Origin of the sequence: Duganella sp., assembly GCF_039595735.1 — a bacterium.
In the GTDB taxonomy this organism is placed as follows: domain Bacteria; phylum Pseudomonadota; class Gammaproteobacteria; order Burkholderiales; family Burkholderiaceae_D; genus Rugamonas.
In genome coordinates this window covers 337,941-352,869 of sequence record NZ_JBCNLB010000001.1, presented here as the reverse complement: position 1 = coordinate 352,869, position 14,929 = coordinate 337,941, and the positions used below count along the sequence as shown (strand labels likewise).

The 14,929-nt window shown below is 65.4% G+C and carries 12 protein-coding genes; 4 read left to right on the top strand and 8 right to left on the bottom strand.

Annotation, left to right across the window (positions count from 1 at the left end; translation table 11 throughout):
- Positions 1 to 726: an ABC transporter ATP-binding protein gene (locus tag ABDW57_RS01615; protein WP_343728460.1), complete on the bottom strand. Its 726-nt coding sequence runs from the start codon at positions 724 to 726 to the stop codon at positions 1 to 3.
- Positions 723 to 1,958 carry an efflux RND transporter periplasmic adaptor subunit gene (locus ABDW57_RS01610; protein WP_343728459.1) on the bottom strand — a complete coding sequence of 412 codons (1,236 nt, stop codon included), beginning with the start codon at positions 1,956 to 1,958 and terminating at the stop codon, positions 723 to 725. The genes ABDW57_RS01615 and ABDW57_RS01610 overlap by 4 nt, the downstream gene beginning before the upstream one ends.
- 227 nt (positions 1,959 to 2,185) lie before the next feature.
- On the opposite strand from ABDW57_RS01610, the gene ABDW57_RS01605 reads away from it, so the two are divergent.
- Genes ABDW57_RS01605 through ABDW57_RS01590 form a run of 4 tightly spaced genes read left to right on the top strand, consistent with a single transcriptional unit; the run spans position 2,186 to position 8,358 of the window.
- Positions 2,186 to 2,884: a dienelactone hydrolase family protein gene (locus ABDW57_RS01605; RefSeq protein ID WP_343728458.1), complete on the top strand. Its 699-nt coding sequence runs from the start codon at positions 2,186 to 2,188 to the stop codon at positions 2,882 to 2,884.
- Between the two features lie 15 nt (positions 2,885 to 2,899).
- Positions 2,900 to 3,859, top strand: coding sequence for an alpha/beta hydrolase (locus ABDW57_RS01600; protein WP_343728457.1), 960 nt, complete (start codon positions 2,900 to 2,902; stop codon positions 3,857 to 3,859).
- A 45-nt stretch (positions 3,860 to 3,904) separates the two neighbouring features.
- A complete protein-coding gene (locus ABDW57_RS01595; protein WP_343728456.1) occupies positions 3,905 to 7,363 on the top strand; it encodes an MHYT domain-containing protein in 3,459 nt (1,152 codons plus the stop codon).
- Positions 7,360 to 8,358, top strand: a complete 999-nt coding sequence (locus tag ABDW57_RS01590; RefSeq protein ID WP_343728455.1) for an HD domain-containing phosphohydrolase — start codon at positions 7,360 to 7,362, stop codon at positions 8,356 to 8,358. The genes ABDW57_RS01595 and ABDW57_RS01590 overlap by 4 nt, the downstream gene beginning before the upstream one ends.
- Here the strand turns inward: ABDW57_RS01590 and ABDW57_RS01585 are convergent.
- From ABDW57_RS01585 to ABDW57_RS01560, 6 genes are all read right to left on the bottom strand, one after another.
- Positions 8,355 to 9,572 carry a pyridoxal phosphate-dependent aminotransferase family protein gene (locus tag ABDW57_RS01585; protein ID WP_343728454.1) on the bottom strand — a complete coding sequence of 406 codons (1,218 nt, stop codon included), beginning with the start codon at positions 9,570 to 9,572 and terminating at the stop codon, positions 8,355 to 8,357. The genes ABDW57_RS01590 and ABDW57_RS01585 overlap by 4 nt on opposite strands.
- Positions 9,573 to 9,655: 83 nt before the next feature.
- Complete coding sequence (locus ABDW57_RS01580) at positions 9,656 to 11,005, bottom strand: HAMP domain-containing sensor histidine kinase (RefSeq protein WP_343728453.1); 1,350 nt, start codon at positions 11,003 to 11,005, stop codon at positions 9,656 to 9,658.
- Positions 11,005 to 11,703 carry a response regulator transcription factor gene (locus tag ABDW57_RS01575; protein WP_343728452.1) on the bottom strand — a complete coding sequence of 233 codons (699 nt, stop codon included), beginning with the start codon at positions 11,701 to 11,703 and terminating at the stop codon, positions 11,005 to 11,007. The genes ABDW57_RS01580 and ABDW57_RS01575 overlap by 1 nt, the downstream gene beginning before the upstream one ends.
- A 34-nt stretch (positions 11,704 to 11,737) precedes the next feature.
- A complete protein-coding gene (locus tag ABDW57_RS01570; RefSeq protein WP_343728451.1) occupies positions 11,738 to 12,853 on the bottom strand; it encodes a glycosyltransferase family 4 protein in 1,116 nt (371 codons plus the stop codon).
- Between the two features lie 5 nt (positions 12,854 to 12,858).
- Complete coding sequence (locus ABDW57_RS01565) at positions 12,859 to 14,025, bottom strand: glycosyltransferase family 1 protein (RefSeq protein WP_343728450.1); 1,167 nt, start codon at positions 14,023 to 14,025, stop codon at positions 12,859 to 12,861.
- On the bottom strand, positions 14,022 to 14,927 hold the full coding sequence (locus ABDW57_RS01560) for a GDP-mannose 4,6-dehydratase (protein WP_343728449.1): 906 nt from the start codon (positions 14,925 to 14,927) through the stop codon (positions 14,022 to 14,024). The genes ABDW57_RS01565 and ABDW57_RS01560 overlap by 4 nt, the downstream gene beginning before the upstream one ends.
- Positions 14,928 to 14,929: the final 2 nt, after the last annotated feature.

The window sequence follows — 14,929 nt, the reverse complement described above, 5'->3', positions numbered from 1 at the left end:
TTATACCGTTATGGCGTTCATTTGCTGCAGGCCTTCGGCGGACGGGCCGTCGTACAGCACGCGGCCATCCTTCAGGCGCACCAGGCGCTTGCTGTAGGCGGCGATGTCCGGCTCGTGCGTCACCAGCAGGATGGTGATGCCGCGCTCCTGGTTCAACTGCTGGAAGGAGCGCATGATCTCGACGCTGGTCTGCGTGTCGAGGTTGCCGGTCGGTTCATCGGCCAGGATCAGCGGCGGGTCGCCCACCAGCGCGCGCGCAATCGCCACGCGCTGCTGCTGGCCGCCGGACAGCTGGTTGGGCGTGCGCCTGGCCATGTCCTTCAGGCCAACGCGCTCCAGCTCCAGCAAGGCCTTGGCGTGCGCTTTCGAGCGCGAGACGCCGGCATAGATCAGCGGCAGCGCCACGTTCTCCGCCACGCTCATGCGCTTGATCAGGTTAAAGCTCTGGAACACGAAGCCGATGGTGCGGTTGCGGATGGTCGCCAGTTCGTTGCGCGACAGGGTAAGCGTGTCCACGCCGTTGAGGAAGTAGCTGCCGCCAGTGGCCTGGTCGAGGCAGCCGAAGATATTCATCAGCGTCGACTTGCCGGAGCCGGATTGGCCCATCACCGCCAGGAAATCGCCGCGCGGCACGGCCAGGTCAACGCCGAACAGCACCTGCGTTTCCACGCTGCCGGAGAAGTAGCTCTTGGTGACTTGCCGGATGTCGATCAGCAAGCCGCTCACAGGCCGCCCTCTTTCTCGCTGCCGATGGCCCGGGTGATGACCTGGTCGCCCTTCTTCAAATCGCCGCCAACGATTTCGGTGTAGCGGAAGTTGGACAGGCCGATCTTGACCTCCTGCGCTTTCGGCTGATTGTGCGCATCCAGCGTGTAGACGCGGAACAGGCGCGCCAGATCGGCCTTGCTGCGGAAGCCGGCGTCGTCGTCCTGCGGCGCGGCAGCTGCGGCGGCGCTTGCGCTGGCCGAGGCCGAGGCCGAGGCGGAGGCGCTGGCCGCGGCCATCTTCTTCTGCTTCTCGGTCTCCTCATCGCTCAGGCGGAAGCGCAGCGCGGCGGTCGGGATGCGCAACACGTTCTGGCGGTTGCCCACCAGCAGACGCACCTGCGCCGTCATGCCCGGCTTGAGCAGCTCGTCCTGATTGTCCACGTCCAGCACCACGTTATACGTCACCACGTTCTGCACCACATTGGCGGCCAGGCGGAACTGGCGCATGCGCGCGCTGAACTCCTTGTCAGGATAGGCATCCACCACGAAGCGCGCCTCCTGTCCCTCCTTGAGCGAGCCGACGTCCGCCTCCGACACGCTGGTATCGATCTGCATCTTGGTCAGGTCGCGCGCGATCTGGAACAACTGCGGCGTGGTGAACGACGCCGCCACCGTCTGCCCCAGATCCACGGTGCGCTTGATGATCACGCCATCGATCGGCGCGCGGATCACCGAGTTGTTCAGGTCCGCCTGCGCGCGCGCCAGTTGCGCTTCCGCCAGTTGGATATTGGCCTGCGCCACATCGACCTCGCGCTTGGACTGATCCAGCGCCAGCGGCGAGATGAAGCTCTGCGTCACCAGCGTCTGATTGCGCGAGTGCGTGGCTTGCGCCAATCGCAGCGAAGCGCGCGCCGACGCCAGCTGCGCCTCGGCCTGGCGGATCTGCGCGTTGAAGATGGTCGGATCGAGTTTCAACAGCACCTGGCCCCTGGTCACATGGTCGTTGAAGTCCGCCTTCAACTCGCTGACCGTGCCCGATACCTGCGAGCCGATATTGATCAACGCCACCGGATTGATGGTGCCGGTCGCCGTCACCGATTGCGTGATATTGCCCGTATCAACGGGCGCGGTGCGGAAACGTGGCGCTTCCACCACAGGGGTCTTGCTTTTGGAATAGAACGCGCCGGCGCCACCCACAAGCACCAGCAAGCCGACGGCCACGGCGAGCTTCTTTTTGGTCAGGAAAGCCATTGTTTTCAGTGTGTCCCATAGTGAGACCCGGCGATATGCGGGTCAGCCGGGCAAGTATCAAACAGATTTGTTTTTAAAGCAACTCACCGATTATCTACCTCTTCCGGGTCAGCGCCATCTACCTGCGTGGTGGGATATGCAAAATTGCAATTCGGCTTTGCAGGAATCTCCGTTCTCAAGCGCGGCAATCATCCCTAAGATAGCCTCTCCAAACCACGGAGGACACCATGCCAGAAACCCTCGCCATCAAGGTCGCCGACGGCAGTTTCAACTGCTACGTAGCGCGTCCACGCAATGTCGCCAGCGCGCCAGTGATCGTGGTGCTGCAGGAGATCTTCGGCGTCAACGCCGGCATCCGCAGCATCGCCGACGACTACGCCGCCAAAGGTTATATCGCCGTCGCACCGGACCTGTTCTGGCGCGCCGATCCGGGCCTCGACATGTCCGAGGCCGAACCGGGCGACTGGGCGCGCGGCTTCGCGCTGTACAGCGCCTATGACTTCGACGGCGGCGTGGGCGACATCGCCGCCACCGTGGCTGCCGGGCGCACGCTGCAAGGCGCCAGCGGCAAGGTCGGCGTCACCGGCTACTGCCTGGGCGGTCTGATGACGTACCTGACCGCCGCGCGCGCCGACGCTGACGCCTTTGTATCCTACTACGGCGGCGGCACCGAGAAGTATGCCGGCGAAGCGGGCAGCGTCAGCAAACCGCTGCTGTACCACCTGGCCGAAGAGGACGAGTACATCGGCAAGGAAGCGCAAGTCACCATCACCGCCGCCTTCAAGGCCAACCCGAAAATCGAGCTGCATAGCTACCCCGGTTGCAACCACGCCTTCGCACGCCCGGGCGGCAATCACTACGACACCGCCGCGGCCACGCTGGCCAACGCGCGCACCGACGCATTCTTCAAACAACACCTTTCTTGAACCTGGGAGAACATCATGACCGAACAAATCAACCCATCCCGCCGCAATGCCATGGTCGGCAGCGCGGTCGCCGCAGCCGCCACCGCATTGGCCGCAGTCAGCACCGAAGCCGTTGCGGCGCCTGCGGGCAAAGTGACCAGGACCGTCGCCACCATCACCACCCGCGATGGCGTGGATATCTACTACAAGGACTGGGGCCCACGCAACGGCCAGCCAGTGATCCTGAGCCACGGCTGGCCATTGAGCTCGGACAGCTGGGAATCGGCAGCGTTCTTCCTGGCTAATAACGGCTTCCGCGTCATCACCCACGACCGCCGCGGCCATGGTCGTTCGAGCCAGCCTTGGGACGGCAACGACATGGACCACTACGCCGACGATCTGGCGCAGCTGATCGAAGCGCTGGACCTGAAAAACATCATCCTGGCCGGCTTCTCGACCGGCGGCGGCGAAGTGGCACGCTACGTTGGCCGTCACGGCACCAAGCGCATCGCCAAACTGGGCCTGATCTCGGCGGTGCCGCCGCTGATGGTGAAGACCGACACCAATCCGGACGGCCTGCCGATCGAAGTGTTCGATGGCATCCGCAAGGGCCAGATCGCGGATCGCGGCCAGCTGTACCTGGATATCGCCTCGGGGCCGTTCTACAACTACAACCGTCCGGGCGCCAAGCCATCGCAAGGCATCATCCAGGCCTGGTATTCGCAGGGCATGCAGGGTGGTTTCAAAAACACCTACGACTCGATCAAGGCCTTCTCGGAAACCGACTTCCGCGACGACCTGAAAAAGTTCGACAAGCCGACCCTGATCATCCACGGCGACGACGACCAGATCGTGCCGATCAAGGCGGCCGGCATTGCCTCGGCCAAGATTGTGAAGAACGCAAAATTGATCGTGTATCCAGGCGCGCCGCATGGCCTGACTGATACACATAAAGATAAATTCAATAACGATTTCCTGGCTTTCGCCAAATCGTAAATCGTAAAAGCCAAAAACCGCCTCCGGGCGGTTTTTTTATGTGATATGGTTTCCCTCATCATGATGGAAATCTTCTCCCCGCCGGACAATCCCGCCCTGCTCCAATACGGCACTTACTCGCCGTGGTTGGTGATCCTCTCCATACTGGTTGCCATCTTCTCATCGTGGATGGGCCTCCAGGTTGCCAGCCAGGCGCGCCTGGCCGGCACGCGCGGACTGCGTGCCATCATGCTAGCCACCGGCAGCCTGGCGCTGGGCAGCGGCGTGTGGTCGATGCACTTCATCGGCATGCTGGCTTTCAATCTGTGTACCGACGTCGATTACGACCATGGCCTGACGCTGTTGTCCGGCCTGCCCAGCCTGGCCGCGTCCTACGTCGCCCTGCTGCTCATCAGCCGCCAGCGCCTCAACACCGTCTCGCTGATCATCGGCGGCGTGCTGGTGGGCGCCGGCATCGGCGCCATGCATTACACCGGCATGGCGGCCATGCAGATGGCGCTCGACCTGCGCTACGATCCTTTCATGTTCGGCCTGTCGATCGTGGTGGCGGTGGTGCTGGCCACGCTGGCCCTGTGGATCCGCTTCGGCCTGCGCACGCTCAAGCTGCCGCGCTTCATGCTGGGCGGGATCAGCGCCACCGTCATGGGCTGCGCCATCGCCGGCATGCACTACACCGGCATGGCCGCCGCGCGTTTCGTCGGCGTGCTGCCGCCCGACGCCTCGCCGCAACAGAACTCCGCGTTCCTGGCGCTGGCGATCACGCTGATCACCGTGGCCTTCACCGTGTTCGTGATGGGTGCCAACGGCCTGCTGCGCTACCGCGAGATGTACCGCCAGCTGGCCGAAAGCGAAGCCTGGATGCGCGCCCTGCTGACCACCACCGTGGACGGCGTGATCACGGTCGACCGTGCGGGCGTGATCCACGAATTCAACACCTCGGCGGAACGCATCTTCGGCTGGCGCCGCGATGAAATCATCGGCCGCAACATCCGTGTGCTGATGGCCGATCCCGCGCGCTCGGAACGGGACGGCCTGCTGAACTACCTGCACACCGGCGATGCCTCCGTCATCAGCCGCGGCAGCGAGGTGATCGCTGTGCGCAAGGATGGCAGCCAGGTACCGATCCGCCGCGCGCTGGGCCACGCCAAGCTGGCGCAGCGCGAGCTGTTTGTACTGTTCATTACCGACATCACCGAACGCCGCGCCATCATGCAGGCGCTGCGCGACAGCGAGCAGCAATTCCGCTCCCTGATCGGCAACATCCCCGGCATCTCCTTCCGCAGCAGCATGGCGTTCGATGCGCCGCCGACCTTCATCAGCGACGGCATCGAGCGCCTGGCGGGCTATCCGGCCAGCGATTTTGTCGGCGCCGATCGCAAGCGCACGCTGGGCTCCCTGATCTGCGAGGAGGACCGCGAACGGGTGGCGGCCGACATCGCGCGCGCCATCGCGCAGCTGACGGCGTATCAGGTCGAGTATTGCCTGATCCACGCCGACGGCAGCCGGCGCTTCATGTGGGAGCACGGCGCCGTCACGCAGGATGAAAGCAATCCGGCCATCCGCTGGATCGACGGCGTGATCCTCGACATCAGCGAACGGCGCGAGATGGAACAGCAGCTTCGCGCCGCCAAGGAAACGGCGGAACAGGCGGCAGCCGCACGCGCCAGCTTTGTGGCCAACATGAGCCACGAGATCCGCACGCCGATGAACGCCATCCTCGGCTTCACCGACGTGCTGCTCGATACGGACCTGGACACCGAGCAGCAGCGCCACCTCGACACCGTGCGCAAGGAAGGGCGCTCGCTGCTACGCCTGCTCAACGAGATCCTCGATACCGCCAAGCTGGATAAGGGCGCGGTGGAACTGGAGGCGGACGATTACAGCCTGCTTGGCCTGATCGACGAACTGGCCTCCACCTTCGGCAACAACGCGCGCAGCAAAGGCCTGACCGTCGACATCGTGTACGACCCGGCGCTGCCGGCGTGGCTGCACGGCGACGAGCTGCGCATGCGCCAGATCCTCGGCAACCTGCTGGACAACGCCATCAAGTTCACGGCGGCCGGCAAGGTCACCCTGCGCGCCTGCGAGAAACAGGGCCAGTTGCACATCTCGGTGCAGGACACCGGGATCGGCATTGCCCCGGCCCGCATCAACGCCATCTTCGATCCGTTCACCCAGGCCGACGCCTCGATGACGCGCCGCTTCGGCGGCACCGGCCTGGGCACCACCATCAGCCGCCAGCTGGTGGCGCTCATGGGCGGCAAGATCTGGGCCGAAAGCACGCCAGGCGAAGGCACCACCTTCCATGTGCTGCTGCCGCTGGAGCCGGCGCGCAACGGCGAGGCGCAGTCCAGTGAACGCAGCGACTATCCGCTGCCGCCGCTGCACGTGCTGGCAGCCGACGACGTGCCGCAGAACCTGGAGCTGCTGTCGCTGCTGCTGGCCAAACGTGGCCACACGCTGGACACCGCGCAGGATGGCACGCAGGCAGTGCAGATGACGGCCGCCCGGCGCTACGACGTGGTGCTGATGGACATGCAGATGCCGGTGATGGATGGCCTGGCCGCCACCTGCGCCATCCGCGAGCGCGAACGCGCGGCGCAGGACGGCAAGCCGCCGCTGCCGGTGGTGGCGATGACGGCCAGCGTGCTGGCGGCGCACCGCGAGGCTAGCGCAGCGGCGGGCATGGACGGTTTTGCCTCCAAGCCGGTCGACTGGCATGCGCTGTCGCACGAGATTGCGAAGGTGCTCAAGCTGGCGCCGGTGCCATCCGCGCCGCCGCCGGCCGAAGCGCCGCGCCAGCGCGTGCTGAATCAGAAGTCCGGCCTGCAGCGCTGGGCCGACGACGAAGGCGCCTACCATCAAGCCTTGCATCGCTTCGTGGCCGACTACAGCACGGCGGCGGCCACGCTGGCCAAGCTGCTCGCCAACGCCAGCGAGGTGCGCCTGGCCGAAGCGCAGGCCTGGTGCCACAAGGTGCGCGGCGTGGCAGCCAACATCGGCCTTGAACAACTGGCGGCAACGCTGGCGCAGCTGGAAAAGCTGTGCGGCTCGCCGCAGCGCCCTGGCGGCATGCGGGCTGACGAGGGCGCGGCCGACGGCAGCGGCGTCGCCGTCGATGCGCTGGGCGGCATATCGATCTCGCTGCAGACCGAACTCGCGCAGGCGCAGCGCACGCTCGCTGCGCAGCTGGATGCGGCACTGAGCGCCATACACGCGCTGGCGCCGCCGCGCGGTTCCGGCGCCCGCCTGGAGGCGCCGCCCGCTGCGGCCTTCGATCCGGCAGTCGCGCGCCAGAAATCTGCCGCTCTGCTACCATTCTTCCAGCGCGGCGCCCTGAACGACGCCGCGCTGACCGCCTTGACGGCCGCACTCACCGGCGCCCCGCCCGCGCTGGCGCAGCAACTGAGCGCCGTGCAGGACGCATTGAACGATTTCGACTTCCCCCAGGCGCAAGCCGCACTTGAAGCCTTGCTGACCCGCCTGACCACGGAGTACCCATGAGAACCACGCATCAACCGCACCAGCCGCAGATCCTCGTCGTTGACGATGAAGCCAGCAATCTGCAACTGCTGCGCCATATCCTGCAAGACCATTACCGCCTGCTGTTTGCCAAGGACGGCCCACGTGCGCTGGAACTGGCGCGCAGCGAACGTCCGCAACTGATCCTGCTGGACGTGATGATGCCGGGTATGACCGGTTATGAAACCTGCAAACTGCTCAAGGCCGATCCGGCCACTGCCGGCATTCCCGTCATCTTCGTCACCGCCCTGAGCGACACCGATGATGAACTGATCGGTTTCGAGGCCGGCGCGGTGGACTACATCACCAAGCCGGTCAGCCCGCCCATCGTGCGTGCCCGCGTGCGCAACCACCTGTCGTTGGTGGGCGTGGATGAACTGAAGAAGACCCGCCTGGAAATCGTCCAGCGCCTGGGCCTGGCCGCCGAATACAAGGATAACGAGACCGGCCTGCACGTGATCCGCATGAGCCACTACGCGCGTATTCTCGGCCTGGCGCTCGGCATGAGCGAAGCCGAGGCGGAAGACCTGCTGCACGCCGCGCCGATGCACGATGTCGGCAAGATCGGCATCCCGGACAGCATCCTGCGCAAGCCCGGCGCGCTGGACACCGATGAATGGAAGGTGATGCAGACGCACGCCGCGATCGGCGGCGACATCATCGGCAAGCACCCGAGCGGCATGCTGGCCATGGCCTACGACGTCGCCGTCACCCACCACGAAAAATGGGACGGCAGCGGCTACCCGAACGGTCTGAAAGGCGAAGAGATACCGCTGGTCGGCCGCATCGTGGCGATTGCCGACGTGTTTGACGCGCTCACCTCGGCGCGTCCCTACAAGCAGGCGTGGCCGGTGGAGAAAGCCGTCGAGCACATGGAAGCGCAGCGCGACCGGCATTTCGAAGGCCGGCTGGTGGACCTCTTCTTTAAACAGATGCCCGCGCTGCTTGAAGTCAAGGAGCGCTGGGCAGAGCATTAATTCAGCCGTTCGCCACGTCCCGCCAGGCGCGCCATCACGCTCACCGCGTGATCGATCTGCGCCCGCGTGTGGCCGGCGTTCATCATGAAGCGCAAGCGCGCCTGTCCCACCGGCGCCGCAGGGAACTGGATCGAGTCCACGTGCACCCCCTCGGCGCGCAGCTCCATCGCATAACGCTGGCACAGTTCCGCATCGCCGATCAGCACCGGCAGGATCGGCGTGGCGGTCGAGATGATGGTATAGCCCAATGGCGCCATGCGCTCGATGAAGTAGCGCTGGTTGTCCCACAGGCGCTGGCGGCGCTGCGGTTCCTCTTCCAGAATGTCCAGCGCGGCCAGCAGCGCCGCTGCCTGGTCCGGCGGCGGCGGGCAGGTAAAGCCGTAGGCGGAGCTGGTCAGCCGGATCACGTCCGCCACATCCTTCTCCACCGCCACGAAGCCGCCGATGGCGCCCAGCGCCTTGCTCAATGTCCCCATCTGCATGATGTTGGCGCTGTAGCAGTTGAAGTGTTCCGAGGTGCCGCCGCCGTGCGCGCCCAGAATGCCGGTGGCGTGGGCGTCATCGATGTACAGCAGCGCACCGTAACGCTCGGCCAGCGCCACCAGTTCCGGCAGCGGCGCGATCGTGCCTTCCATGCTGAACACGCCGTCGCTGACGATGATGGGCGTGGTGCCGTCGGCGGCGCCGGCGGCCAGCAGCGATTCCAGATGATTCATGTCGCAATGGCGGTAGTTGTAGCGCAGCGCGCCGGACATCTGGATACCCTCGCGGATCGAAATGTGGTTGAACTCGTCCGAGTAGTACGCATACTTGTGGCGTTTGCGCGAACGGAAGCCGTGCAGGCGCGCCAGCGTGGCCGCCTTGACAATCGACGACAGCACGCCGATGTTGGTCATGTAGCCGGTCACGAACAGCACCGCGTCGCTCTTGTGCTTCAAGGCGCCGAGGCGGCGTTCCAGCTCGCGGTAAACCTCCAGATCGCCGCCCAGCAGGCGCGATTCGCAGTTGCCCACGCCGTAGCGGTCCAGCCCCTGCTTGGCCGCCGCCACCAGGCGTGGATGGTTGGCCAGCGCCAGGTAGTTATTGGTACTGAAGGACACCACCGTCTGGCCGCCGGTGACAAAGGTAGGATCGGGCAGCGTGCTGTGCACCGACGAATCGTGGTAGATGGGATGATGCTGCAGCCAGGTGGCGATGTCGCTTAAGTCATGCATGATAGGGGAAGCCGGATAGAATCAGTCCATCATAGGACCGGGCGGCTTACCACAAGCTTGCGGTCACATTACGGATTGGTTAGCTAGCCCGGCGCCAGCGGCAGCACGATGCGCGCGATCAGGCCGGGCGCGCCGTCTTCCAGCACCAGCTTGCCGTCGTGCGAGGTGGCGGTGGCGCTGACGATGGACAGCCCCAGTCCATTGCCCGGCATGTGGCGGCTCTTGTCGAGGCGATAAAAGCGCTGGGTCACCTTGTCGCGTTCCGCCTCCGGGATGCCGGGGCCATTGTCGTGCACCGCGATCGAGGCGTCGCCATGATGCAGGCCGGCGCGCACGTGGATGATGGAACCGGGGCCGGCGTACTTGATGGCGTTATCGAGCAGGCTGGCGACGGCGCTGGCCAGCAGGTTGCGGTCGCCGTCCACATACAGCAACTCCGGCGCGTCCACGGTCAGCTTGATGCCGCTGTCTTCCGCGATGGCTTCGTACATCTCGCCGATGTCGGCCACCACCCGGCCCAGATCCAGCCGTTCGAACAGGCGGCCGCGCATGCCCGATTCGGCTTCGGCAATCTGCAGCAGACGCTCAAACAAGCGTATCAGGTTGTCGATATCGTCGATGGCGTCGTGCGCGGCGCCGGACAGGCGTGGCACCGTCATCTCGTGGCGCAGCGCATCGTCCAGCCGTCCACGAATGCGGCTCAGCGGCGTGCGCAGGTCGTGGGCGATGGCGTTGGAGACGTGGCGTATGCCTTCCATCAGCAGCTCGATGCGGTCCAGCATGCGGTTGATGTCGCGATTGAGCAGCGCGAATTCGTCGTTGCCGGTGACGGGGATGCGCGGACTCAGGTCGCCGGCCTCGATCTGCGCGGCCGTGCGGCGGATTTCACCGAGGCGCGCCTCGATGCTGCGGCGGAACAGCAGCGCGCCGGCGACGGTCAGCATCAGCGACACGCAGGCGCCGGCCAGCAGCGCACGCCAGATCACCTCGCGCACCGCCTCCTCCTCGCTCAGGTCACGCCCGACGATCAGCGTGCCGCCTTGCACCAGCGGCCGCAGATACAGGCGCGCCGGCGCGCTGCGGCCATTGCGCAGCACTTGCGAAGTGACCATGTCGGGCGCCTCGGCCACGCTGGGCCAGGACGCCAGATTGCCGGCCAGCGGCTCGCCCTCGGCATCGAGGATCTGGAAAATTTCGCGGTCGCTGTCCACGCCGTCGCTGAGCAGGCGCTGGACTTCGCTCTGCAGGCCCTCGCGGCCGACATTGTCCACCAGGCGCTCGGTCTGCGCCATGATCTTGCCGTCGATATTCTGGTCGATCACGCCGATGGTGCCGCTGTAGAACACCAGCGATACCGCCACGATGGACGCGATGCCCAGCAGGCCGTAGCCCAATACCAGCTTGGCGGCGATCGAGGTGCGCAGTCTGAACACTACAGCTCCGACTCGTCCGGCGGCGTCACGCCCATGCGGTAGCCGACCCCGCGCAGGGTGTGGATCAGCTGCACCGGAAAGTCCTTGTCGACCTTGGCGCGCAGGCGCGAAATCTGCACGTCAATCACATTGGTCTGCGGGTCGAAGTGATAATCCCACACCGATTCCAGCAGCATGGTGCGGGTCACCACCTGGTTCTCATTGCGCATCAGGTATTCCAGCAGGCGGTATTCGCGCGGCTGCAGCGTGATCACCTTGTTGCCGCGCGTGACGCGCAGCGTCCGCAGGTCCAGCCGCAGATCGGCCACCTGCAGTTGGGTGCTGTCGGCGCCGGGCGCACTGCGGCGCAGCAGCGCTTCCACGCGCGCCAGCAGCTCGGAAAAGGCGAACGGCTTGGACAGATAATCATCGGCGCCGCCGCGCAGGCCGGTCACGCGGGCGTCGATGGTGGTCATGGCGCTGACGATGATGACCGGCGTCTGCTTGCCCAGCGCGCGCAGCTTGTCGACGATGGACAGGCCGTCGATGCGGCCGGGCAGCATGCGGTCGAGGATGATGATGTCCCACTCCTCGCTGCTGGCGTAATCCAGCCCGTCCGGGCCGGTGGCGGCGGCGGTCACCATGTAGCCGGCCTCGCGCAAGCCCTTGCAGATGTAGTTGGAGGTTTCGGCTTCGTCTTCAATAACCAGGCAGCGCACGCGATTCTCCGCAATTCAGTGAGGAATGCGTATTCTACCTTGGACGGGCGGCCAGCTCGCGATACAGCGCATGGTAGTTCTCGGCCATCTTCTCGGCGGTGAACAGTTCCCAGTAGCGCGCCTCGGCGCGTCGCCCCATGCTGGCGGCCAGTTCCGGTTTTTCCCACAGCGTGCGCATGGCCGCACCCAGCGCGGCCGGATCGTCCGGCGGCACCACCAGGCCGGTGTCCTGGTCGATATTGATGTAGGTGGTGCCGGTGCCGATCTCGCTGGAGATCATCGGCTTGCCGTACATGGCGCCTTCCAGCAGCGAGATACCGAAGGCTTCAGAACGCAGGTGCGACGGGAACACCATGGCATAGCTCAGCTCCAGCAGCGCCGCCTTGTCTTCCTCCGCCACCGCGCCGATGAACTGCACGTGGGTCAGGCCGAGACGCTGCGCGTGCTCCTTCAGCTCCTGCTCGATCGGGCCGGCGCCGACGATCACCACCGGATAGTCGACATTGGCCATGGCGTCCAGCAGGATGTGCAGGCCCTTGTAGTAACGCAGCACGCCGACGAACAGGAAAAAGCGCTCGCCCACCTGGGCGCGCCACCTGGCCTTCAGTTCCTCGGACGGCACCGGATAAATCGACTTGTCCAGGCCATAGGTGATGGTGCGGGTCTTGTGCGCGAAGCGCTTCAGCACCGGCGACGAGGCCAGGTAGTTGGGCGAGGTGGCCACCACCGTATCGACGCTGCGCAGGAAGCGGCGCTTGAGCGGGCTATACACGCGCAGCAGGTTCTTCTGGCGCACGATGTCCGAGTGGTAGGTCACCACGCTCGGCTTCCTGATGCGCGCCATGAAGTGCGCGATGTCCATGAACGGCCATGGGAAGTGATAATGGATCACATCCGCGTCACGCGCCAGGCGCGCCAGCTTGCGGATCGCCGCGAACGAAAAGCCGGTCGACGCCACTTCAAAATCGAGCGGCACGCGGTGCACCACATGGCCGTCGATCTCGATCTGCGACGGGCCGCTGCGGCTCAGGGTCAGCACCTCGTTGGTCACGCCCAGGCGTCCCGTGCCCACGCACAGCTGGCGGATCACCTGCTCGATGCCGCCCCAGGTGTCGGGATAATAAGTCTTGTAAAAATGGAGGACGCGCATGGTATTCAATGTGACAGCACTTCGTGATAAACGGCGACGGTGCGGCGTGCCGCTTCATCCCAGGTCAGTTCCAGCGCGCGGCGCTGGCCGGCGGCGATGCAGCGCGCGCGCACGCTGTCGTCACGCGCCAGCGTGGTCATGGCGGCGGTGATGTCGTCCACCGACAGCGGATCGAATTCGAGCGCGGCGCCGTCGGCCACTTCAGGCAGCGAGGTGGTGTTGGAGCATGCCACCGGCACGCCGCTGGCAAACGCCTCCACCAGCGGCAGGCCAAAGCCTTCATGCAGCGACGGGAACACGAAGGCGGCGGCGCCGGCGTAGATGTGGCGCAGATGGCGCTCATCGGTCAGCTGGTCCAGCCACACCACGTTCTCGCCGCGCTGCTGCGCATCCTTGATGCGCCTGACCAGTTCCTCGCTGCGCCAGCCCGGCTGGCCGACGATCACCAGCTGGCGCGCGGAGCGCAGCACCGGCGGCAATCCCAGATAAGCGTCCAGCAGCCGCTCGACGTTCTTGCGCGGCTGCAGCGTGCCGACGAACAGGAAGTAGCCATCGCGCAGGCCATGCAGGCCAAGCGTGACGTCGCGTTCATCCACCGACGGCTGATCGAACCAGTGCGCGGCCACGCCGTGGTGCACCACGCTGATCCTGCTTTCATCCACGCCAAAGCACTCCACCAGCTCGCGGATGGAGAAGTGCGAACCGGTGATCACATGCTGCGCCTTGCGCGCGGCCCTGATCTGCAGCCAGTTCTTCAGCTTGCGCATCTTCGGGCTGGCCCATTCGGGATGCGAGATCGGCAGCGCGTCGTGCAGCGTGGCCACCACCGGGCAGTCCATGCGCACGATGCGGTAGTCGGTGGCGTGGAACAGGTCCAGCGGCGCGGCGCCCTTGCCCAGCGCGACCTGGGTGCTCAGATGCACCGAGGATGGCAGGATCAAGTCACCCAGCGTCGCCAGCGGAAACGACAGCGGCAGGCCGCGACCCAGTTGCAGCTTGCGGGTATCGCCGTGCGGCGCGAAAGACAGCGGCAGCACTTCCACGCCGGCGTGCGGCAGGTGCTCCAGCAAGGCGCGGCTGTAGACGCCCAGGCCATCGAGGCGGCCGCCGGTCAGCACCGGTTCGGCGGTCGTCACCGACAGGCCGACGCGCAGGGAAGGCTGCGCGCTCACGCCGAATACATCCAGCGCAGCGTGTCGGCCAGCGGCACGATGTCCAGCGGGCCGGTGGCGGCCGCCAGACGGCGGTTATCGCCGACCAGGCGCACCACTTCATTGGCGCGCACGAAGGCAGGATTGACATGCACATTGATCTTGTAGCCGGCGATATCGGCCATCATGTCCAGCGCTTCGCCCAGCGAATACGCGTGGCCGGAGCAGATGTTGAACGTCCCGCCCACCGCGGCCGATGCCGCCAGCAGCTTACGATAGCTGGCCGCCACCATGCGCACATCGGAAAAATCGCGCCACACGTGCAGATTGCCCAACTCGATATCGGCGGCCTTGCGACGGAAGTGCGAGACGATTTTCGGCAGCAGGAAATTCTCGTGCTGGCCGACGCCGGTGTAATTGAACGGCCGGACCACGATCAGCGGCAGCTTGTCCTGCCACAGATGCGCCATGTATTCCATGGACAGCTTGCTGACGGCGTAATCGTTGGCCGGCGCGGCCGGCACCTCTTCGTGGATCACGCCAACGTCGGTATTGCCGTAGATATTGGCGCTGGAGGCCAGCAGCACGGCCGACGGTTTTTTCTGCAGCCCGGCCAGCGCTTCCAGCAGATTGCGGGTGCCGACCACATTGACGCGGTAGATTTGGTCAACGTCGCCGTGGGCGACGAAAGCGATGGCCGCCAGGTGCGCCACCACGTCCGGCTGCACTGCCTGCACCACGGCGGCCAGGCCGGCGCGGTCCAGCAGATCCACCGCGAATTCGCGTTCACCCGGCGCCTGGCCGGGCGAGATGGTGCCGAAGACTTCATAGCCGGCCGCGCGCAATTCCTGCGCGACGTAATGGCCGGTGAAGCCGGACAAACCGGTGATCAGGGCGCGTTTGCCCGCACCTTCAGCAGCCATGG